The sequence below is a fragment of the Bordetella saccharivorans genome (genome assembly GCF_045862855.1).
Classification (GTDB): Bacteria; Pseudomonadota; Gammaproteobacteria; order Burkholderiales; family Burkholderiaceae_B; genus Bordetella_A; species Bordetella_A petrii_F.
This window is the reverse complement of record NZ_BAAFZO010000001.1, coordinates 1,438,197-1,456,365: the sequence shown is the minus strand read 5'-3', so window position 1 is coordinate 1,456,365 and position 18,169 is coordinate 1,438,197. Positions and strand designations below refer to the sequence as shown.

Below are 18,169 nucleotides of genomic sequence, written 5' to 3'. Positions count from 1 at the left end.
TCTGGGCGGAGAAGTACTCCTTTTTTCCGCAAGCCCCTATCGATACGCTGTCAGTGTCCGCCATTCCGACCTTATCCGTTCCGCCCGCGGCGCCGCGCCGCGCCTGGGCCGCATCTGTCTCGCGCCGCGCCGGCGCCGTGCTGTGCGCCAGCCTGCTCATGCTGCTGGCCGCATGCAGTTCCACCAAGGTCGGCCCCGGCTATTACCGGGTGCAGTCCGGCGATACGCTCACGAAGATTGCGCGCCAGCACAACACCAGCGTGTCGGAGCTGATGCGGCTGAACAACCTGTCCAACCCCAACCGCATCAGCAAGGGCCAGTTGCTGCGCGTCAGCACCAAAGGCGGCGCCGCGCCTGCTCCCGCCGCCACGCCCAGCTCCAGCCCGCGTCCCGCGCCCACGCCGGCCGCCTCCGCGGCGGCGCTGCGCAACCTCAAGCTGGTGTGGCCGGCCGCGGGCACCGTCACGCAGCGCTATAACGGCAGTTCGTCCAAGGGCATCACCATCGTCAACAAGGCCGGCACGCCGGTGGTCGCGGCCGCGCCGGGCAGCGTCGTGTATGCCGGCAATCGCCTGCGCGGCTACGGCAACCTGGTGATCGTGCAGCACTCGGGCGATTTCCTCAGCATCTATGCCCACAACAGCAAGATGCTGGTGAAAGAAGGTCAGAAAGTCTCGCAAGGCCAGCAGATCGCCGAAATGGGCGGCACCGATCGCAGCGGCACTGCGCTGTATTTCGAGTTGCGCCATCGCGGCCAGCCGGTCGACCCCTCTGGCGCGCTGCCGCCGCGCTGAGCGCGCCTACGCCGCCTCGAAGCCCGGCAGGGCGGGTATGCGGCTGGCCAGGAAATCGATGAACAGCCGCGCCCGCACGGGCTGGTAGCGGCGCGATGGATACAGCAGGTGGACGACCTGCGGCGACGCATGCCAGCCCGGCAGCACCCGTCGCAGCCGGCCGTCGGCGACCATGTCCTCGACCAGCCAGGCCGGCACCAGGCCCAGGCCGGCGCCCAGCGCGATGCTCTCGCGCACGGCCAGTGCGCTGTTGACGCGATAGTGGCTGGGCACCACGATGCTGCGCGGGCCGGCGCCGTCCGGGCCGTGCAGTTCGATCGTATCGCCCGTACCCAGCCAGGCGAACCGCACCTGGCGGCAGGTGGCCAGGTCGGCGGGCGCGGCGATGGCCGGCCGATCGCGCAGGTAGCCGGGCGCGGCCACCAGGTAGCGCGGCGCGCTGGCGATGCGCCGCGCGACGGCCTGTGGCGGCAGGACCGCGCCCAGGCGCACCGCCACGTCGACCCCTTCCTCGACCAGGTCCGCATAACGGTCGTTCAGGATCAGTTCGACCTCGATGTCGGGGTACTGCGCCATGAACTCGTGCACCAGCGCATTGAGCCGCAGCTCGCCCAGCGCCAGCGCCGAATTGACGCGCAGCAGGCCGCGCGGCTGCTCGGTCAGGCCGCGCGCATCGGCGACGGCTTCGCCGTATTCCTCCAGCACGCGCGTGGCATGACCATAGAAGCGCCGCCCCTGTTCGGTGAGCGCCAGGGTCGTGGTCGAGCGTTCGAACAGGCGCACGCCGAGCTGGCGTTCCAGCGCCGCCACCCATTTGCTGAGCGTGGGCTGGCCGATGCCGGCTTCGCGTGCCGCGGCCGACAAGGTGCCCAGTTCGGTGGCGCGCACGAAGGCGCGCATGGCTTGTAGCGTGTCCATGTCATTCCGAATTGGAATCAATATTAGTCAATTCTATGCTCTACCGGCTGGAAACAGAATGGCCTACCTTGGGGCATCGCGGCGATTCCCGCCGACCTGATCAAGGAACCGACCATGTCTGTCTCATCCCGTCTCATCTGTGCGCGCCGCTGGCTGGCCGTCCTGGCGCTGGCCGCCGGCGCCGCTGTCCGGGCCGCCGCGCCGGCCCCGGCCTGGAGCCCCTCCTGGATGGCCAGCCCGCAGCCGACCTGGGCCGCCGGTTTCGTGCTGCCCACCCAGGTGCCCGACCGCCTGGCGCGCGTGACGGTGCGCGAAGTCGCGCGCGTCAGCATCGGCGGCCCACGCGTGCGCGTTGTGTTGTCCAATGCCTATGGCCGCGAGCCGCTGCGGGTAGGCGCGGCCAGCGTGGCCTTGCCGCGCGGCGACGGGCCGGCGGTGCGGCCCGGTACGCTGCAAGCGCTGACGTTCGGCGGCCAGAGCTCGGTCGTGATTCCGCCCGGCGGGCAGGTGCTGAGCGATCCCGCCGACCTGGCCGTGGAGCCGCTCGGGCATGTCGCCGTCAGCGTGTACCTGCCCGGCGATACGCCGCTGCGCTCGTTCCACTGGGAAGGCCGCCGGCACGCCTGGCTGGCGGCAGGCGACGCAACTCGCCAGACGGCGCTCGACCCTGCGGCCACGCTCACGGCGCACCTGCTGCTGGCCGAAGTCCGCGTACAGACGCCACAGCCGGCGCCAGTGGTGGTGGCGCTGGGCGATTCGATCACCGACGGCGCGGGGTCGACCTTGAACGCCGACCGGCGCTGGCCGGATTTCCTGGCCGCGCGCGTGGCGCCGCGCGGCGTGGCGGTGCTGAATGCCGGAATCTCCGGCGCGCGCCTGCTGCGCGACGGCATGGGCGTCAACGCGCTGGCGCGGCTCGACCGCGACGTGCTGGCGCATCGCAATGTCCAGTCGGTCATCGTGCTGCTGGGCATCAACGACATCAGCTGGCCCGGCAGCGCCTTCGTCCCGGCCGGCGTGCCGCCGTCCGTGGACGAGCTGGTGGCCGGCTACCGGCAGTTGATCGGCCAGTTGCGCGCGCGCGGCGTGCGGGTCATCGGCGCCACGCTGACGCCGTTCCAGGGCGCGCTGCGCGGCTCATCCATCACCGGCTACTACAGTGCCGACAAGGAAGCCCTGCGCCAGGCGCTCAACCAGTGGATACGCGAGAGCGGCGAGTTCGACGCCGTGCTGGACGCCGATGCCGCGTTGCGCGACCCGGCGCTGCCGGCGCAGCTGTTGCCGCGCTTCGATTCGGGCGATCACCTGCATCCCGGGGACGCCGGCTACCGGGCGCTGGCCGGGGCGATCGATGTGCGGACCTTGCTGCCATGACGGCACGCCAGCGCGGGCCGGACGTCCCGCGGCCGCCCGCAGGCTGCCGGCCTGGCCGCGGCCGCTTTACGCTTCACGGCCGGATGTGCGCGATGATGCGATCGAGCATGGCGCCCAATTGGGCGCGCTCCGCCGCATCCAGGCAGCCGAAGATCTCGTCGTTGCGGCGCGCGATCAGGGCCACGATTTTTTCGTAGCGCGCCCGCCCATCGGCCGTCGGCGTCAGCAGCACGCCACGCGCGTCGCTCTCGCGGGTTTCCTTGTGGACCAGGCCGCGTTCCACCAGGGCCTGGGCCGAGCGGCTTGCCTGGCCCTTGTTGAGGTTGGCGGCACGCGCCAGGTCATTGACCGACAGCGGTGCGAAGCGGCCGATGGCGGCCAGGCAGCGGGCCTCGCCCAGCGGCAGCCCGCACGCTTCCAGGTAGGCGCGGTTGGTGTCGCGGTCCGATACTTTGTTGACCACGTGCAGGCGGTAGGTCAGGAAGCGCTCGAGCGCGGGGATGGCGTCGGGTCGGGTGTCGGTGGGCATGCGCGGGCGCGGCGGGCCGGGCCCGCCTTCGAATCAGTTGACGGTGATCTTGCTGTCGCGGATGACCTTGCCCCACTTTTCGCGTTCGGCCTGGGCATAGTCGGCCATTTCCCGCGGGGTGCTGGGAATCGCCTCGAGACCCATGGCCTTGAATTTCTCGCGCACTTCGGGAGCGTCCAGCGCGCCGCGCAGCGCTGTGTTCAGGCGTTCGACGATGGCGCTGGAAGTGCCCTTCGGAACCAGCAGCCCCTGCCAGGCATAGGCCTCGAAATCCTGCAGGCCCAGCTCGATCAGGGTGGGCGTGCCGGGCAGCGACTCCAGCCGCTTGGCGCTGGCCACCGCGATGGCGCGCAGGCGTCCCGCCGCGATGTATTGCTGGCCGGTGGCGGAATCCACGAACATCATCGGCACCTGCCCGCCGATCACGTCCTGCACGGCCGGCGCCGCGCCGCGATAGGGCACGTGCACCAGGTCCAGGCCGGTGCGCAGGCGGAACAGCTCGGTGGCCAGGTGGTGCGGGCTGCCCGAGCCCGGCGTGGCGTAGTCGACGCCGCCGGATTGCGATTTGATCCAGGCCTGCAGTTCATCCAATGTCTTGGCCGGCACCGCGGGATTCACGACCAGGATCATGGCGAAGCGCGCCATCAGCCCGACCGGCTCGAAATCGGTGGCGGGGTCGTACGACAGGGAGGGATACAGGAACGGGTTGGCGGCCAGGGTGGCGGTATCGCCCGACAGCATGGTGTAGCCGTCCGGCTTGGCCCGCGCCACGTAATCCGCCCCGATCGCGGTGGCCGCGCCGGGCTTGTTGGCGATGATCAGGGTCTGGCCGAGGGCCGGCGTCATTTTCTCGGCCAGGGTGCGGGCCACGATGTCGGTGCCGCCGCCTGCCGGGTAGGGGACGACCCATTCGATCGGGCGGGCGGGGTAGGCGTCGGCGCCGACGGCCGGCAGTCCGCAGGCGGCCAGCAGCACGGCGGCCGCGGCCTTGAGGTAGCGCTTCATGGAGTGTCTCCTGTTGTGGTGATGGGTCTTGGTAATGGTCGTGCAAATGAACAAACGGCGCGGCGTTCAGGCGCGCACCGCGCGCTCGGCCTGCTCGATCAGGGCCAGCACGGGCGCCGCCTCCGCCTGCCGGCTGATCAGCGACAGGCAAAGGGCGGACAGGAACAGCGGCGCCTGGGCTTCGCCGACCCGGGTCAGCGCCTGCGCCAGTTGCGTATAGGCTTGGTCGAGGTCGGGATCAGTCACGGCGGGCCTCCTGCGAAACGGGATGATAAGGCGAAAGCGCGCGCCGCACGGCGGCCGCGTCGCATTGCGCCCAGCGGCCGAGTACATAGCCGTCCGGACGTATGGCGTACAGCATGCCGGGCTGCGCGCCGTAGCGCTGGTATGCCTGGCCGTCCGCGTCGTGCAGCGCGGCTTGTGGCGCGCGGCCGATGTGGACGATGCGCAGGGGCGCCACCGGCCGCCGGGTCAGTTCGAGCAGCGGCGCCAGGGCGCCCGGCTCGCAGTCGAATGCCAGCACGGTGAAAGCCTGGCCGAACCATTCGGTCAGGTGGCAGGGGTTGCCGTCGCGCCGCAGCCGCGCTTCCGGCGCCGGTTCGCCGGGCGCGGCCCGGGGCCCGGCCTGCGGCGCGCCATCGGTGCTGTTCAGGGGCGAACCCTCGTACGAGATGGGCGCGGACTGGCGGGGATTGATCAGCGGGCGCACCGTGGCGTCGGCCAGCGACAGGCGCAGTGTGGCTTCCCGCAGCAGGCGGAAGCCGAAATCGGGCGGCGCCATGAATTCCGTGCTCTTGGCGCCGTAGGCCAGGTTCTGGCGCGTGGCGTGCACACGCTCGTGGCTGTAGCTGTCGAGCAGCGCGTCGGCGGCGTGGCCGCGCAGCACCCAGGCCAGCTTCCAGGCGAGGTTGGCGGCGTCGTCCAGGCCGGAGTTCAACCCGCGCACGCCGAAGATGGGCACCAGGTGGCCCGCGTCGCCGGCGAACAGCACGCGGCCGTGCCGGTAGCTGTCCAGCGTCAGGCACTTGGCGTTGTACATGGAGATCCACAGCGGCTTCCACGGTTCCGTCTCGCCGATCATGTCCAGGTGGCTTTGTACCCGCGGCAGGACATTCTCCGGGCGCACGGCCGCCTCGGCGTCTTCGTCATCGCGGATCTGGTAGTCGATGCGCCAGACATTGTCGGGTTGGCGATGCATCAGCAGCGTGGATCCGGGGTTGGAAGGCGGGTCGAACCAGGCCAGCCGCTCGGTGGGGCGGGCCGAGGCCTGCTCGATATCGACGATCACGTACCGGCCTTCGTATTGCATGCCCCGCAGGGCCAGGCCCAGCTGTTCGCGCACCGTGCTGCGGCCGCCATCGCATGCCACCACCCAGTCGGCACGCACGTCGTGCGAGCCTGCCGCGTCGTCGATACGCACCGAGACGCCGGCATCGTCGGGCCGCACCTGGGCCACCCGGCTCGACCACGCCACGCGGGCGGGCGCGCCGCCGCGCTGCAGCGCGCGGTGGGCATATTCCTCGACGTAGAACTGCTGGATATTGACCATCGGCGCGTAGCGCTGCGTGGCGTCGCCCGGCATTTCGAAATGCAGCACTTCTTCGTTGCGGTAGTAGCTGCGTCCGCCGCTCCAGGCCAGGCCTTTGTCCAGCAGGGGGCGGTCGGCGCCGATCCATGACAGGATCTCCAGCGACCGGCGCGACATGCAGATGGCGCGGCTGCCGGCGCAATAGCCGTCGTCCGCCTCGACGGTGAGCGATTCAATGCCATATTCGGCCAGCAGGGCCGCCAGCGTCAGCCCCACCGGGCCGCCTCCCGCGATCAGCACCGGAACGTGGCGGGGCAAGGGAGCGGTTGCTGCCATGCCGGGTCTCCTTGAAATGGTTGTGGGCGCAACTATAGGTCTAATTGGTTGTGCACGCAACTATATTGATGCTGGTCAAAGCAAAGTGAGAATAGATGTGGTCGGGTTCCAGGCAAAAAGGTGTCAGACACCCCCCGGGTGTCTGACACCTGCGGTGCCGGGGCGGGAGAGCAGGCAAAAAAACGCCAGGCACTGGGTGCCTGGCGCCTGGCCATGCCGCCGCAGATGCCGGGCGGGTCCGGCACCTGCATGGGGAAGGTCAGTCTTCTTCGACGAAGGTTTCCTGGCGCTTCTTGCGGATCGACGGCAGGGCCACCAGCACCACCAGGATGGCCGCGGCGGCCAGCAGCGAGGCCGACAGGGGCCGCTCGACGAAGGTGAAGAAGTCGCCGCGCGACAGCAGCAGGGCGCGCCGGAAGTTCTCCTCCATCATGGGGCCGAGCACCAGGCCCAGCAGCAGCGGGGCGCCTTCGCACTTCAACTTGGCCCAGAAGTAGCCCACCACGCCGAAGATGGCGGTGGTGTAGATGTCGAAGGTGTTGTAGTTCAGCGAATAGACCCCGATGGTGCAGAACACCAGGATGGCCGGGAACAGGATGCGGTAGGGCACCTTCAGCAGCTTGACCCACAGGCCGATCAGCGGCAGGTTCAGCACCACCAGCATCAGGTTGCCGATCCACATCGAGGCGATCAGGCCCCAGAACAGGTCCGGGTGGCTGGTCATGACCTGCGGGCCGGGCTGGATGTTGTGGATGGTCATCGCGCCGACCATCAGCGCCATCACGGCGTTACCCGGGATGCCCAGGGTCAGCAGCGGGATGAACGACGCCTGCGCGCCGGAGTTGTTGGCCGATTCCGGGCCCGCCAGGCCGGCCGGGTGGCCCTTGCCGAAGCGCTCCGGTTCTTTCGACAGCTTCTTTTCCAGCGTGTACGACGCAAAGGCCGACAGCACCGAGCCGCCGCCCGGCAGGATGCCCAGCATCGAACCCAGCGCGGTGCCGCGCACGATGGCGGGGGCCGCTTCGCGGATTTCCTGGCGGTTGGGGTACAGCGAGCCGATCTTGTCCTGCAGTTCGACGCGGTTTTCCTTCTGTTCGAGGTTGGACAGGATCTCGGCGAAGCCGAACACGCCCATGGCCACGATGGCGAAGTCGATGCCGTCCTGCAGTTCGGGGATGCCGAAGTCATAGCGGGCCACGCCCGAGTTCACGTCGGTGCCCACCATGCCCAGCAGCAGGCCCAGCAGGATCATGCAGATGGCCTTGGGCAGCGAGCCCGAGGCCAGCACCACGGCGCCGATCAGGCCCAGGGTCATCAGCGAGAAGTACTCGGCCGGGCCGAACTTGAACGCCACTTCGGCCAGCGGGGGCGCGAAGGCGGCGATCAGCATGGTGGTGACGCTGCCGGCGAAGAACGAGCCGACCGCCGCCAGCGACAGCGCGGCGCCGGCACGCCCGTTACGGGCCATCTGGTGGCCGTCGAGCACGGTCACCACCGCGGATGTCTCGCCCGGCAGGTTGACCAGGATGGCGGTGGTCGAGCCGCCGTACTGCGTGCCGTAGTAGATGCCCGCCAGCATGATCAGGCCGGCCACCGGCGGCAGCACGTAGGTGATCGGCAGCAGCATGGCGATGGTCGGCACGGGCCCGAGGCCCGGCAGCACGCCTACCAGCGTGCCCAGGATGCAGCCCAGCAGGGCGTAGAGCAGGTTCTCCGGCGTGAACGCCACCGAGAAGCCTAGCGACAGGTGTTCCAGCAATTCCATGATGGTGTCTTCCCCCAGTGTTTTAGTTCAGGCCCAGAAACGACGGCCACAGCGGGAAGATCAATCCCAGGCCCTTGATGAACGCCAGCCAGCAGAACAACACGAGGAAGATCGCATTGGCCAGCGCGACGCGCCAGCTGAACTCATGGCTGGCGATACTGCTGACCACGACCAGCAGGAACAACGAAACATAAAGACCCATCGGCCGCAGCAGCAGGCCGAACATGACCACGGAACCGATGATGATGAACAGGATCTTGAAGTCGAACTTGTCTATTTTGGTTTCGGTGGCTTTGGGGGAAAGCGCACCCAGCGCGACTGTGGCGCCCAGTATGGCCAGGACGATGCCGAGCCAGAAGGGGAAATAGCCGGGGCCCATGCGGGCTGAAGTGCCCATGTTGTATTGGGTGGCCCCAAACGCAAATCCCAGGCCGAGGAGCGTGAACATCACCCCCGACCAGAAATCCTGTTTGTTCCGTAGCTGCATAGAAGGTCTCCGTATTGTGCCGTGCCGGGCCGCTGGGGCCTGAAAGGCGGAGACGCAGTGCCGGGGGACGCAAGAGGCTTGGACATGAAACGTATAAAAAAAAATATGGCACGGCGGCGCGAGCCATATCAGGGTTCTGCAAGCGTCCGGACACTAAGCGCACCGCCAGCACGCGTAGTCCAAGTCGAATTGATCGTATCACGATGTAGTTTAGAATTCTGTTGGTGAATCCTCTAACTATCCGGGGGGCCGATATCGACAAGCAGGAATTGCAACCGGCCGATTTCGCCACCCTGGCCGAATTCCGCTACGCCCTGCGGCGTTTCACCGTATTCAGCGAAGCCGAGGCCCACGCGCAAGGCTTGTCGCCGCAACAGCACCAGGCTTTGCTCACCATCAAAGGCAGCGGAAACCCGGCTCTCACCGTGGGCGAGCTGGCCGAAAGACTCTGCATCAAGCATCACAGCGCCGTCGAGCTCATCAGCCGGCTGGTGCGCATGGGCATGGTCGAGCGCGCCGTCGACCCCGACGACGCGCGCCGGGTACGAGTGTCCTTGACCGCCGCCGGCGAGGCCAAGCTGCGGGCGCTTTCTGCCGTCCATCTCGAACAATTGCGCCTGATCGGTCCGCTTTTGATCAAGCTGATCGACAAATTCGGACCGCGCAATACCGTGAAAAAACGACCATCAGATGGACGTTGATCAGATTTTGCACAGCGATTTCCTGCCTGGCGGACGCCTGCGCGCCACCGCCGATTCGCCGCTCTATATAGATAGATGAAGAACCGTCGGCGGATGGCGGAGCGGCAGGTGGGCGGCCAAGCCCGCACACAGATCTGAATACACAAACTAGGGAAAATCCCAGGGCATTTTGGGGCCGATCCGTTGCACCTGGACAACAAAACGCCGTGTCAGCCGGCCGCGTTGGCATCCTGGACGCGCTGCTTGATTTCCTCGTGGCGCTTTTCCATGGCCTGGCGCAGCTCGCGCCGCTGGCGCGCGGCTTCGTGGCGCTGTCGCTCCTCCAGCGTGCCCAGCGCCAGCGGCGGCACGGGCGTGGGCTGGCCCTGGTCGTCCACCGCCACCATAGTGAAATAGCAGCTGTTGGCGTGCCGCACGACCTGCCGGCGGATGTCCTCGGTAATGACCTTGATGCCGATTTCCATCGATGTGCGGCCGGTGTAATTCACCGATGCCAGGAAGGTGACCAGCTCGCCGACGTGGATGGGTTGCCGGAAAACCACCTGGTCCACCGACAGCGTGACGACGTACTGGCCGGCATAGCGGCTCGCACAGGCATAGGCAACTTGGTCCAAGTACTTCAGAATAGTTCCGCCGTGAACGTTGCCTGCGAAGTTCGCCATGTCCGGCGTCATCAGGATGGTCATCGACAGTTGGTGGCTGGCAGTATCTTGCATGGCACGGAAGGCGAGTGGAAAACGTCATGGTAATCGCTGCCCGCAGCGGTTCGCTCTTTGCAAAGCTTCACTTTGCGGTTGATGTGATTGCGCTACCCTCATCTGCGTTTCCAACCTGGAGAATTGCATCATGTCTTCTTTACCCAAGCGGTGCACGGCCGAACTCATCGGCACTTTCTGGCTCGTTCTTGGCGGTTGCGGCAGCGCGGTGCTGGCTGCCGGGTTCCCCGAGCTGGGCATCGGTTTCGCCGGCGTCGCGCTGGCGTTTGGCTTGACGGTGCTGACCATGGCGTATGCGGTCGGGCATATCTCTGGCGGCCACTTCAATCCGGCCGTCACGGTGGGGCTGGCGGTGGGAGGACGTTTTCCGGGGCGCGAGATCGTGCCTTATATCGTGGCGCAAGTGATCGGCGCCGTGCTCGCGGCCGCGGTGCTGGCCTGGATCGCCGGCGGCAAGCCCGGCTTCGACCTGGTGGCCAGCGGTTTTGCGGCCAACGGCTACGGCGAGCATTCGCCCGGCCAGTATTCGCTGGCCGCCGCCCTGGTGTGCGAAGTGGTCCTGACTTTCGGCTTCCTGTTCGTCATCCTGGGCGCCACTGACAAGCGCGCGCCGGCAGGCTTCGCGCCCATCCCGATCGGCCTGGCCCTGACCCTGATCCACTTGATCAGCATCCCTGTCACCAACACCTCGGTGAACCCTGCCCGCTCGACCGGCCCGGCGCTGTTCGTGGGCGGCTGGGCCATCGAGCAGCTCTGGCTGTTCTGGGTGGCCCCCATCGTCGGCGCGATCCTGGCCGCGCTGGCATACCGCTGCGTGGGACGCGACGACACTTGATCCGTGGCGCGTTCATGCATTTCGTCGCTGCTCCTGGCCGCCGCCTGCTTGCCCGGCGGCGCGGCCCTGGCTGAAGACCCTTCCACATTGCAGGTCGCGACCTGGGCGGCCTCGTGCGCTTCCTGTCATGGCACGGCCGGCCGGGCCGTGCCGGGCAGCGGCATTGCGGCGCTGGCCGGCCGCGATCCGCAATGGATTGCCGCCAGCCTGCGCGACTATGCCGCGGGCGCGCGGGCTTCGGCCATCATGGGCCAGATCGCCAAGGGCTACGACGCTGCCCAGATCGCCAAGATCGCTGACTGGTTCGCCGCGCAGGCGCCGGAGGCGCCATGAAGCGCCGCCGCTTCCTGGCGGGGCTGTTCGGCGGCGCAGGCATGGCGGCGGCGCCGTGCCTGGCGCGGTCTGCCGGCGCGCCGCGCGGCAAGGTCGTAGTGGTGGGTGGCGGCTACGGCGGCGCTACCGCCGCCAAGTATTTGCGCGTATTCAGCGCGCATGCGCTGGACGTCACCCTGGTGGAACCTGCCCAGGCTTTCGTATCGAGCCCCTTGTCCAACCTGGTGCTGGGCGGCAGCCGCGGCATGGCCGACATCACCGTGCCCTACGACGGGCTGGTGCGCCGCCATGGCGTGCGGCACGTGCGCGATGCGGCGGTCGGGATCGACGCCGAGCGCCGCCGCGTCCGTCTTGCCAACGGCAGCGCGCTACCCTATGACCGCCTCATCCTGTCGCCCGGCATCGGCTTCATGTGGGACCAGTTGCCCGGGATGTCCCGGCCGGGCGCCCGGGACCAGGTCCTGCATGCCTGGCAGGCAGGCCCGCAGACGTCCGCGTTGCGCCGCCAGATCGAAGCCATGCCCGACGGCGGCGTGTACGCGCTGACCATTCCGCTGGCCCCCTACCGGTGTCCGCCGGCGCCCTATGAGCGCGCCTGCCAGGTGGCGTGGTACCTGCGGCGGCACAAGCCGCGCGCCAAAGTGCTGGTTTTCGACGCCAATCCTGATCTCACATCCGAGGCGGACCTGTTCCGCCAGGCCTGGGACGAGCACTATGCCGGCATCATCGAATACCAGTCGCAGTTCAATGCCGTGGACGTCGATGCGGCGCAGCGCACCGCATTCTTCGAGCTGGGCGAGACCATCCGCGCCGACGTGCTGAATATGTTGCCGCCCATGCGCGCAGGCGCGGTGGCGGTCGATGCCGGCCTGGCTACTGCCAACGGGCGCTGGTGCGAGGTCGATTTCCTGACTTTCGAATCGCGGGTTGCGGCGGGCATACACATATTGGGCGATGCCATCCAGATCGCGCCGCAGATGCCCAAGTCGGGCCACATGGCCAACCAGCACGGCAAGGTCTGCGCCGCCGCCGTATGGGCGCTGTTGTCGGGCCAGCCAGTCAACCCGTTGCCGTTGTACGCCAACACCTGCTACAGCTTCACGACCGACCGCGAAGTCATGCACGTGGCCAGCGTGCACCGCTACGACGCGGCGCAGAAGACCATGTTGCCGGTCCCCGGCGCCGGCGGCTTGTCGGCCGCCGCCAGCGCGGAGGAACTGCCGCATGCGCTGGGTTGGGCTGCCAACATCTGGGCGGACATGCTCGGCTGATACGGGAGAACCCGGAGTTGTTGCCGTATTCTTTATATGCCAGAATCATAAGCATATAACTAATTTCGATAAAGAATACGGAGGAGAAGTTGAGCCACGTGCCTCGCACGGGCCGCGTCCGGCGCGCGCCCGAAGGCTTTGTTTCGGCCGAATTAACGCAGGACATTGCCCGCCACGGGCTGGACGAGCGGCGGCGCGGTTTCCTGCGCGACAGCTTCCGGGCCGCGGGCGCCGCGCTCGCGGCCGGGGCCGTGGGGGCGCCGCTGGCGCGCGCCGCGCAAGCCGAGGGGGATCCGATGATCCTGCAGCCGCGGCCCTGGACGACCTCGCTGGGCAAGCCGGTGGCCGCCATGCCCTACGGCATGCCGTCCCGCTACGAGGCCAACCTGCAACGCCGCGAGTCGCCGGGCCTGACGCGCGTGTCGGCGGCATCGGTCGCGTTCGCGCCGTTGCAAGGGCTGTTCGGCATCATCACGCCGAACGGCCTGCACTTCGAGCGGCACCACCAGGGTTGGTTCGATATCGACCCCTCGCAGCATCGGTTCATGGTCAACGGGCTGGTCAAGCAGCCGCGCGTCTACACGATGGACGACCTGATGCGGCTGCCCAGCGTGTCGCGCATCCATTTCATCGAATGCGGCGCCAATACCGGTCCCGAATGGGGCAACGCCGCCGTGCCGACCGTGCAATACACCCACGGCATGCTGTCCTGTTGCGAGTACACGGGCGTGCCGTTGTCGGTGCTGCTCGACGATTGCGGCGCCGACCTGCAAAAGGGCAAGTATGTCCTGGCCGAAGGCGCCGACGGGTCGAGCATGACCCGGACCATCCCGATGGATATGGCGCTGGATGACGTGATGGTCGCATGGGCCATGAACGGCGAAATGCTGCGGCCGGAGAACGGTTATCCGTTGCGCCTGGTCGTGCCCGGCGTGCAGGGCGTGTCGTGGGTGAAGTGGCTGCGGCGTATCGAAGTCGGCGACCAGCCGTGGAATACCAAGGACGAGACCATCCACTACGTGGATCTCATGCCCGATGGCCAGCATCGCCAATACACATCCATCCAGGAGTGCAAGTCGGTCATCACTACACCCTCGGGCGGCCAGGCCTTGCTGGACAAGGGTTACTACAACATCACGGGGCTGGCCTGGTCGGGCCGCGGCAAGATCAAGCAGGTCGATGTGTCGACCGACGGCGGCCGCAACTGGCGCACGGCGCGCCTGGAGACGCCGGTGCTGCCGAAGTGCCTGACGCGCTTCAACATCGACTGGGTCTGGGACGGCTCTCCCGTCATCCTGCAAAGCCGGGCAATGGACGAGACCGGCTACGTGCAGCCGCGCTACGGGCAACTGCGCGCGGTGCGGGGTTCCCGCTCCATCTATCACAACAACGCGATCCAGTCGTGGAAAGTGGCCGAGAGCGGGGAGGTATTCAATGTACACGTCGAATAGCCGGCGCCGCATCGCCATATGCCTGGCCCTGGCAGCCTGTGTCGCGGGCGCCGCGCACGCCCAGGACAAGCATCCGGGCGTCGGACGCGCGGCGACGCTCGCGGAAGTGACGGCGTGGGACATTGACGTGCGGCCCGATTTCAAGGGGCTGCCGCGTGGCCAAGGCACCGTGGACCAGGGGGCCGAGATCTGGGATCGCTCGTGCGCATCCTGCCACGGCGCATTCGGGGAGAGCAACCAGGTCTTCACGCCGATTGCCGGCGGCACTACGGCAGACGATATCGAATCGGGCCACGTGGCCGCGCTGCGCGGCAACAGCCAGCCGCAGCGCACCACTCTGATGAAGGTCAGTACCGTGTCGACGCTGTGGGACTACGTGCATCGCGCCATGCCGTGGGATGCGCCCAAGAGCCTGTCGCCCGACGAAGTCTATGCAGTCGTGGCCTACATCCTGAACCTGGGCGATATCGTGCCGGCCGATTTCACGCTGTCGGACCAGAACATCGCCGAAGTGCAGGCACGGATGCCGAACCGCAAGGGCATGACCACCGATCATGGCATGTGGCGCGTGGACGGCAAAGCGGATACCGCCAACCAGGCTTGCATGAAAGATTGCGTCGCCAAGGTCGAGGTGTCCTCGGAGCTGCCCGACCATGCGCGGGATGCGCACGGCGATATCGCCGCGCAGAACCGCGTCATCGGCCCCGTGCGCGGTGTCAACACGCTCGGCCCGAAGCTCACAGGCACGCCGGCCGGCAATGCGCAGGCCGTGCGCGCGCATGCCTGGGCGACCGTCGTGCCGGCGGCGGCACAGCCCGCCGCCGACGGCAAGGCGAACCAGGGCCAGGCGCCCGAGGGCGGCGCCAGCGTCGACCTGGCCGGCGCCGGGCTGGTGTCGCGCTCGTCCTGCGTCGCATGCCACGCGGTGGACCGCAAGCTGGTTGGTCCCGCGTACCGGGATATCGCGGCGAAATACCAGGGGCAGGCCGAGGCGCGCGCGCTCCTGGCCGAGAAGATCCGCAAAGGAGGCAGCGGCGCCTGGGGACCAGTGCCCATGCCTCCCAATCCTGCCGTCAGCGATGCGGACCTGAAAGTCATGGTCGACTGGATCCTGTCCGGTGCGCCCACGCAGTGAATCGCGCTTTTTTCTTGGAGACAAGCATGAACCAGCAGAGACGTCATGTACTGCGCCTGGGCTCCGCCCTGGGCCTGGCCCTGGCTGCCGGCCTGATCCGTCCGGACCAGGCCTGGGCCACGCAAGCAGAGTGGAACGCCAAGGCGTTCGGCGAGACGAGTGTGGATGGAGTGGTGAAGGCGCTGGGCGGCGCGCAGGCCGCCGACAGCGACCAGGTCGCCCTGATGGCGCCGGACATTGCCGAGAACGGCGCGGTAGTGCCGGTCGGGGCTGCCAGCAAGCTGCCCAAGACCGAGCAGATTTCGATCCTGGTGGCGAAGAATCCCAATACGTTGGCGGCCAGTTTCGACCTGCCCGAAGGGACCGAGCCCGAGGTCGCCACGCGCGTGAAGATGAGCGAAACCTCGGACGTCTATGCGCTGGTCAAGGCCGACGGCAAGTTCTACCTGGCCAAGAAAGAGATCAAGGTCACGCTGGGCGGCTGCGGCGGCTAGGCGGTTCCCGGTCAATTCAATCCAAGGAGCAATTATGGCAACGCGACCGATGCGAATCCGTGCAACGGCCAAGGAAGGCGTCACCGAGATCAAGGTGCTCATGAGCCACATCATGGAAACGGGCCAGCGCAAAGACAGTAATGGGCAGGTGGTGCCGGCCCACTTCATCCAGTCCGTGACCGTCAAGCTTGGCGACAGGACCGTGCTGCAGGCGGAATGGGGGCCCGCGGTGTCGCGCGACCCGTACCTGGCCTTCAAGGTCAAGGGCGGCGAAAAGGGCGAAAAGGTGGCCGTCACGTGGGTCGACAACAAAGGCGAATCGCGCACCGACGAAACCAAGGTGTCATAGGCGGGCGGCGGACTCTCGCCGCCGCGCGCCAGGATGCAGCCATAACGCCGCCGGCCTTGCGGGCCAGGCCGGCATGCCGCAAGAGCAGGAGGAGACAGTCATGAACAAGAAGCGAATCGCCGCCGCGGCCTGTGCGCTGGCGGGGCTGGCGCTGGCCGGCGCGCAGGCCGTGGCGGAGGAATCGACCACGGCCGAAGGCCTGGCCCAGTATCGCGAGATGCTGGCCGACGGCAACCCCGCCGAGCTGATCGAGATGACCGGCGAAGATATCTGGAAGGAAGCGCGCGGCCCCAAGAATGCCTCGCTCGAGCAGTGCGACCTGGGCCTGGGGCCGGGCGTGCTCAAGGGGGCCTATGCCCAGATGCCGCGCTACTTCGCGGACGCGGACAAGGTCATGGATCTGGAGACGCGGCTGGTGCATTGCATGGTGACCCTGCAAGGGCTGGACGCGGCCGAGGCGGCCAAGAAGCCGTTTTCAGGCAGCGGGCAGTATTCCACCGATATCGAGTCGCTGGTGGCCTATGTCGTGGCGCAATCGCGCGGCGCGGAAATCGCCGTGCCGCAACTGCATGCCAAGGAGCGCGAGGCCTACCAGCGGGGGCGCGAGATCTTCTATTACCGCGGCGGGCCATACGACTTCTCGTGCGCGTCATGCCATAGCGCCGACAACCAGCGCATCCGGTTGCAGGACCTGCCCAACCTGACCCGGCAGGAACCGGCGCGCGCGGCATTCTCGACCTGGCCGGCGTACCGCGTTTCGCAAGGCGCGCTGCGCACCATGCAATGGCGCCTGAACGACTGCTTCCGGCAACAGCGCATGCCCGAGCTCATCTACGGGTCGCAGGCCTCGATCGACCTTACGGTCTTTCTCGGGGTCAATGCGGCAGGCGGCGCCATGAACGCGCCCGCGATCAAGCGCTAGCCCGGAGGCCCATCATGTATTCCATGTATATCCGTCTCGTTCAAGTCGTCGGCGCCGCGCTGGCATTGCAGGCCGCCGCGGCGGCGGCCCAGCCGTCCACGGCCGCCAGGCCCGACCCCGCGCAAATCGTGGCCGAGCTGAAAGCATCGTTCAAGGAAAAAGGCATCGCCAAGCTGGACCGGATCGACCAGACTGAGATGCAGCGCGCGTGCTCCCGGGCCGCCGCGGACGGCACGCCATTGCCCGGCGAGGTGGCCGCCCGGATCAGCCAGGAATCGCTGGCCAGCGTCAAGCGACCGGCCGATGGCGTCTACCTGGGCGATTGGAAAGCCGGCGAGAAGGTCGCCCAGAATGGCCGCGGTCTGCAGTTCTCGGACACGGCCAAGACCGTCAACGGGGGCAATTGCTACGCCTGCCATCAAATGACCAAGGCGGAGATCTCGTTCGGCAATATCGGCCCGTCGCTGTATCAGTACGGCAAGTTGCGGGGCGCTTCGAAAGAGATGGTCGAATACACCTGGAACAAGATCTACAACTCGCACGCGTACATGCCATGTTCGAACATGCCCCGCTTCGGGGCGGCGGGCATCCTGACAGAGCAGCAGCTCAAGGACGTCATGGCGCTGTTGCTGGATCCTGCTTCTCCGGTCAATGATGACAATGCTCCCCGCTGAACCTCCCGTGCCGCGCGGCCATGGCCGGCCGGGAACGCGGCCCCTGATGCGCGCGTCGGGGGCGGCCTTGCTGGCCGCCTGCCTGGCAGTATCGTCCGGCGCGCAGGCGCAGCCGAAAAAGGGCGACCGGGTGTCGCTGCCGGCCATCGCGCTGCTCGATGGGCGCGTGCTGCCCGCCGGCCATTTCGAGGGCAAACCCGTAGTGGTGGAGTACTGGGCGTCCTGGTGTCCCTACTGTGCCCGGCAGAACCCGCATATCCAGAAGCTGGCCGACGCCGTGCGTGGCAAGGGCCTGGAAGTGCTGACTGTCAGCATCGACAAGCGCCCCTCGGACGCGGCGGATTATCTGGCCCGCCATGGCTATACCTTCGACGCCGCCATGGAGACCGACGCGCTGCGCGGCGTGTTCGGCAAGGCCGGCGTCATCCCCAAGGTCTACGTCATCCGGGACGACGGCACCGTGGCCGAAGTCATTACCGGCGAAATGTTCGAAGAAGATGTCCTCGACCTGGCCGCGTATGCCAGGCCCGCTGTCCGGTAGCGCGCCGCGCT

Annotated in this window: 21 protein-coding genes; 13 read left to right on the top strand and 8 right to left on the bottom strand. The window is 67.5% G+C overall.

Annotated features, from left to right (window positions below):
- Positions 1 to 158 precede the first annotated feature (158 nt).
- Positions 159 to 794: a peptidoglycan DD-metalloendopeptidase family protein gene (locus tag ACKTT0_RS06985; RefSeq protein ID WP_407852388.1), complete on the top strand. Its 636-nt coding sequence runs from the start codon at positions 159 to 161 to the stop codon at positions 792 to 794.
- Positions 795 to 800: 6 nt separating this feature from the next.
- Here ACKTT0_RS06985 and ACKTT0_RS06980 read toward each other — a convergent pair whose 3' ends face one another.
- Positions 801 to 1,712, bottom strand: coding sequence for a LysR family transcriptional regulator (locus tag ACKTT0_RS06980; RefSeq protein WP_407849229.1), 912 nt, complete (start codon positions 1,710 to 1,712; stop codon positions 801 to 803).
- A gap of 114 nt (positions 1,713 to 1,826) precedes the next feature.
- Here ACKTT0_RS06980 and ACKTT0_RS06975 point away from each other — a divergent pair, with 114 nt between their 5' ends.
- On the top strand, positions 1,827 to 3,086 hold the full coding sequence (locus ACKTT0_RS06975) for an SGNH/GDSL hydrolase family protein (RefSeq protein ID WP_407849228.1): 1,260 nt from the start codon (positions 1,827 to 1,829) through the stop codon (positions 3,084 to 3,086).
- Between the two features lie 73 nt (positions 3,087 to 3,159).
- Here ACKTT0_RS06975 and ACKTT0_RS06970 read toward each other — a convergent pair whose 3' ends face one another.
- The 6 genes from ACKTT0_RS06970 to ACKTT0_RS06945 form a co-directional block, all read right to left on the bottom strand.
- Positions 3,160 to 3,615: a MarR family winged helix-turn-helix transcriptional regulator gene (locus ACKTT0_RS06970; RefSeq protein WP_407849227.1), complete on the bottom strand. Its 456-nt coding sequence runs from the start codon at positions 3,613 to 3,615 to the stop codon at positions 3,160 to 3,162.
- A 33-nt stretch (positions 3,616 to 3,648) separates the two neighbouring features.
- On the bottom strand, positions 3,649 to 4,620 hold the full coding sequence (locus tag ACKTT0_RS06965) for a Bug family tripartite tricarboxylate transporter substrate binding protein (protein ID WP_407849226.1): 972 nt from the start codon (positions 4,618 to 4,620) through the stop codon (positions 3,649 to 3,651).
- Positions 4,621 to 4,686: 66 nt separating this feature from the next.
- Positions 4,687 to 4,866 (bottom strand): hypothetical protein, encoded by a 180-nt coding sequence (locus ACKTT0_RS06960; protein WP_028353623.1) that lies wholly within the window; start codon positions 4,864 to 4,866, stop codon positions 4,687 to 4,689.
- Positions 4,859 to 6,484 (bottom strand): FAD-dependent oxidoreductase, encoded by a 1,626-nt coding sequence (locus ACKTT0_RS06955; protein ID WP_407849225.1) that lies wholly within the window; start codon positions 6,482 to 6,484, stop codon positions 4,859 to 4,861. Before ACKTT0_RS06955 ends, ACKTT0_RS06960 begins: the two co-directional genes overlap by 8 nt.
- A gap of 259 nt (positions 6,485 to 6,743) precedes the next feature.
- The gene (locus ACKTT0_RS06950; protein ID WP_407849224.1) at positions 6,744 to 8,249 is read right to left on the bottom strand and encodes a tripartite tricarboxylate transporter permease; all 1,506 of its coding nucleotides are present in this window, start codon (positions 8,247 to 8,249) and stop codon (positions 6,744 to 6,746) included.
- A gap of 22 nt (positions 8,250 to 8,271) precedes the next feature.
- A complete protein-coding gene (locus tag ACKTT0_RS06945) occupies positions 8,272 to 8,736 on the bottom strand; it encodes a tripartite tricarboxylate transporter TctB family protein (protein WP_407849223.1) in 465 nt (154 codons plus the stop codon).
- Between the two features lie 269 nt (positions 8,737 to 9,005).
- Here ACKTT0_RS06945 and ACKTT0_RS06940 point away from each other — a divergent pair, with 269 nt between their 5' ends.
- Positions 9,006 to 9,437: a MarR family winged helix-turn-helix transcriptional regulator gene (locus tag ACKTT0_RS06940; protein WP_407849222.1), complete on the top strand. Its 432-nt coding sequence runs from the start codon at positions 9,006 to 9,008 to the stop codon at positions 9,435 to 9,437.
- A gap of 209 nt (positions 9,438 to 9,646) precedes the next feature.
- Here ACKTT0_RS06940 and ACKTT0_RS06935 read toward each other — a convergent pair whose 3' ends face one another.
- Positions 9,647 to 10,153 (bottom strand): acyl-CoA thioesterase, encoded by a 507-nt coding sequence (locus tag ACKTT0_RS06935; RefSeq protein ID WP_407849221.1) that lies wholly within the window; start codon positions 10,151 to 10,153, stop codon positions 9,647 to 9,649.
- Positions 10,154 to 10,283: 130 nt separating this feature from the next.
- Here ACKTT0_RS06935 and aqpZ point away from each other — a divergent pair, with 130 nt between their 5' ends.
- From aqpZ to ACKTT0_RS06885, 10 genes are all read left to right on the top strand, one after another.
- Entirely contained in the window at positions 10,284 to 10,988 is a 705-nt protein-coding gene (aqpZ, locus tag ACKTT0_RS06930; protein WP_407849220.1) for an aquaporin Z, read from the top strand.
- Positions 10,989 to 10,991: 3 nt separating this feature from the next.
- Entirely contained in the window at positions 10,992 to 11,321 is a 330-nt protein-coding gene (locus ACKTT0_RS06925) for a c-type cytochrome (RefSeq protein WP_407849219.1), read from the top strand.
- Positions 11,318 to 12,592, top strand: a complete 1,275-nt coding sequence (locus tag ACKTT0_RS06920; protein WP_407849218.1) for an FCSD flavin-binding domain-containing protein — start codon at positions 11,318 to 11,320, stop codon at positions 12,590 to 12,592. The genes ACKTT0_RS06925 and ACKTT0_RS06920 overlap by 4 nt, the downstream gene beginning before the upstream one ends.
- An 89-nt stretch (positions 12,593 to 12,681) precedes the next feature.
- On the top strand, positions 12,682 to 14,043 hold the full coding sequence (gene soxC, locus ACKTT0_RS06915) for a sulfite dehydrogenase (protein ID WP_407849217.1): 1,362 nt from the start codon (positions 12,682 to 12,684) through the stop codon (positions 14,041 to 14,043).
- Positions 14,027 to 15,178: a c-type cytochrome gene (locus ACKTT0_RS06910; protein ID WP_407849216.1), complete on the top strand. Its 1,152-nt coding sequence runs from the start codon at positions 14,027 to 14,029 to the stop codon at positions 15,176 to 15,178. The genes soxC and ACKTT0_RS06910 overlap by 17 nt, the downstream gene beginning before the upstream one ends.
- 26 nt (positions 15,179 to 15,204) lie before the next feature.
- Positions 15,205 to 15,672 carry a thiosulfate oxidation carrier protein SoxY gene (soxY, locus tag ACKTT0_RS06905; RefSeq protein ID WP_407849215.1) on the top strand — a complete coding sequence of 156 codons (468 nt, stop codon included), beginning with the start codon at positions 15,205 to 15,207 and terminating at the stop codon, positions 15,670 to 15,672.
- A 49-nt stretch (positions 15,673 to 15,721) separates the two neighbouring features.
- Entirely contained in the window at positions 15,722 to 16,021 is a 300-nt protein-coding gene (gene soxZ / locus ACKTT0_RS06900; RefSeq protein WP_407849214.1) for a thiosulfate oxidation carrier complex protein SoxZ, read from the top strand.
- A gap of 100 nt (positions 16,022 to 16,121) precedes the next feature.
- On the top strand, positions 16,122 to 16,943 hold the full coding sequence (gene soxA / locus ACKTT0_RS06895; RefSeq protein WP_407849213.1) for a sulfur oxidation c-type cytochrome SoxA: 822 nt from the start codon (positions 16,122 to 16,124) through the stop codon (positions 16,941 to 16,943).
- A 14-nt stretch (positions 16,944 to 16,957) separates the two neighbouring features.
- Positions 16,958 to 17,617, top strand: coding sequence for a sulfur oxidation c-type cytochrome SoxX (gene soxX / locus ACKTT0_RS06890; protein WP_407849212.1), 660 nt, complete (start codon positions 16,958 to 16,960; stop codon positions 17,615 to 17,617).
- 46 nt (positions 17,618 to 17,663) lie between these two features.
- Positions 17,664 to 18,158: a TlpA family protein disulfide reductase gene (locus tag ACKTT0_RS06885; protein WP_407849211.1), complete on the top strand. Its 495-nt coding sequence runs from the start codon at positions 17,664 to 17,666 to the stop codon at positions 18,156 to 18,158.
- Positions 18,159 to 18,169 lie beyond the last annotated feature (11 nt).

What these genes read in the sequence shown, in the direction of transcription:
- ACKTT0_RS06955 (WP_407849225.1), bottom strand. Translation starts at nt 6,484, where the DNA reads ATGGCAGCAACCGCTCCCTTGCCCCGCCACGTTCCGGTGCTGATCGCG.
- ACKTT0_RS06980 (WP_407849229.1), bottom strand. Translation starts at nt 1,712, where the DNA reads ATGGACACGCTACAAGCCATGCGCGCCTTCGTGCGCGCCACCGAACTG.
- ACKTT0_RS06985 (WP_407852388.1), top strand. Translation starts at nt 159, where the DNA reads ATGCTGCTGGCCGCATGCAGTTCCACCAAGGTCGGCCCCGGCTATTAC.
- soxY (WP_407849215.1), top strand. Translation starts at nt 15,205, where the DNA reads ATGAACCAGCAGAGACGTCATGTACTGCGCCTGGGCTCCGCCCTGGGC.
- ACKTT0_RS06965 (WP_407849226.1), bottom strand. Translation starts at nt 4,620, where the DNA reads ATGAAGCGCTACCTCAAGGCCGCGGCCGCCGTGCTGCTGGCCGCCTGC.
- ACKTT0_RS06950 (WP_407849224.1), bottom strand. Translation starts at nt 8,249, where the DNA reads ATGGAATTGCTGGAACACCTGTCGCTAGGCTTCTCGGTGGCGTTCACG.
- soxX (WP_407849212.1), top strand. Translation starts at nt 16,958, where the DNA reads ATGTATTCCATGTATATCCGTCTCGTTCAAGTCGTCGGCGCCGCGCTG.
- soxZ (WP_407849214.1), top strand. Translation starts at nt 15,722, where the DNA reads ATGCGAATCCGTGCAACGGCCAAGGAAGGCGTCACCGAGATCAAGGTG.
- ACKTT0_RS06885 (WP_407849211.1), top strand. Translation starts at nt 17,664, where the DNA reads ATGCGCGCGTCGGGGGCGGCCTTGCTGGCCGCCTGCCTGGCAGTATCG.
- aqpZ (WP_407849220.1), top strand. Translation starts at nt 10,284, where the DNA reads ATGTCTTCTTTACCCAAGCGGTGCACGGCCGAACTCATCGGCACTTTC.
- ACKTT0_RS06975 (WP_407849228.1), top strand. Translation starts at nt 1,827, where the DNA reads ATGTCTGTCTCATCCCGTCTCATCTGTGCGCGCCGCTGGCTGGCCGTC.
- ACKTT0_RS06945 (WP_407849223.1), bottom strand. Translation starts at nt 8,736, where the DNA reads ATGCAGCTACGGAACAAACAGGATTTCTGGTCGGGGGTGATGTTCACG.
- ACKTT0_RS06910 (WP_407849216.1), top strand. Translation starts at nt 14,027, where the DNA reads ATGTACACGTCGAATAGCCGGCGCCGCATCGCCATATGCCTGGCCCTG.
- ACKTT0_RS06935 (WP_407849221.1), bottom strand. Translation starts at nt 10,153, where the DNA reads ATGCAAGATACTGCCAGCCACCAACTGTCGATGACCATCCTGATGACG.
- ACKTT0_RS06970 (WP_407849227.1), bottom strand. Translation starts at nt 3,615, where the DNA reads ATGCCCACCGACACCCGACCCGACGCCATCCCCGCGCTCGAGCGCTTC.
- soxA (WP_407849213.1), top strand. Translation starts at nt 16,122, where the DNA reads ATGAACAAGAAGCGAATCGCCGCCGCGGCCTGTGCGCTGGCGGGGCTG.
- ACKTT0_RS06920 (WP_407849218.1), top strand. Translation starts at nt 11,318, where the DNA reads ATGAAGCGCCGCCGCTTCCTGGCGGGGCTGTTCGGCGGCGCAGGCATG.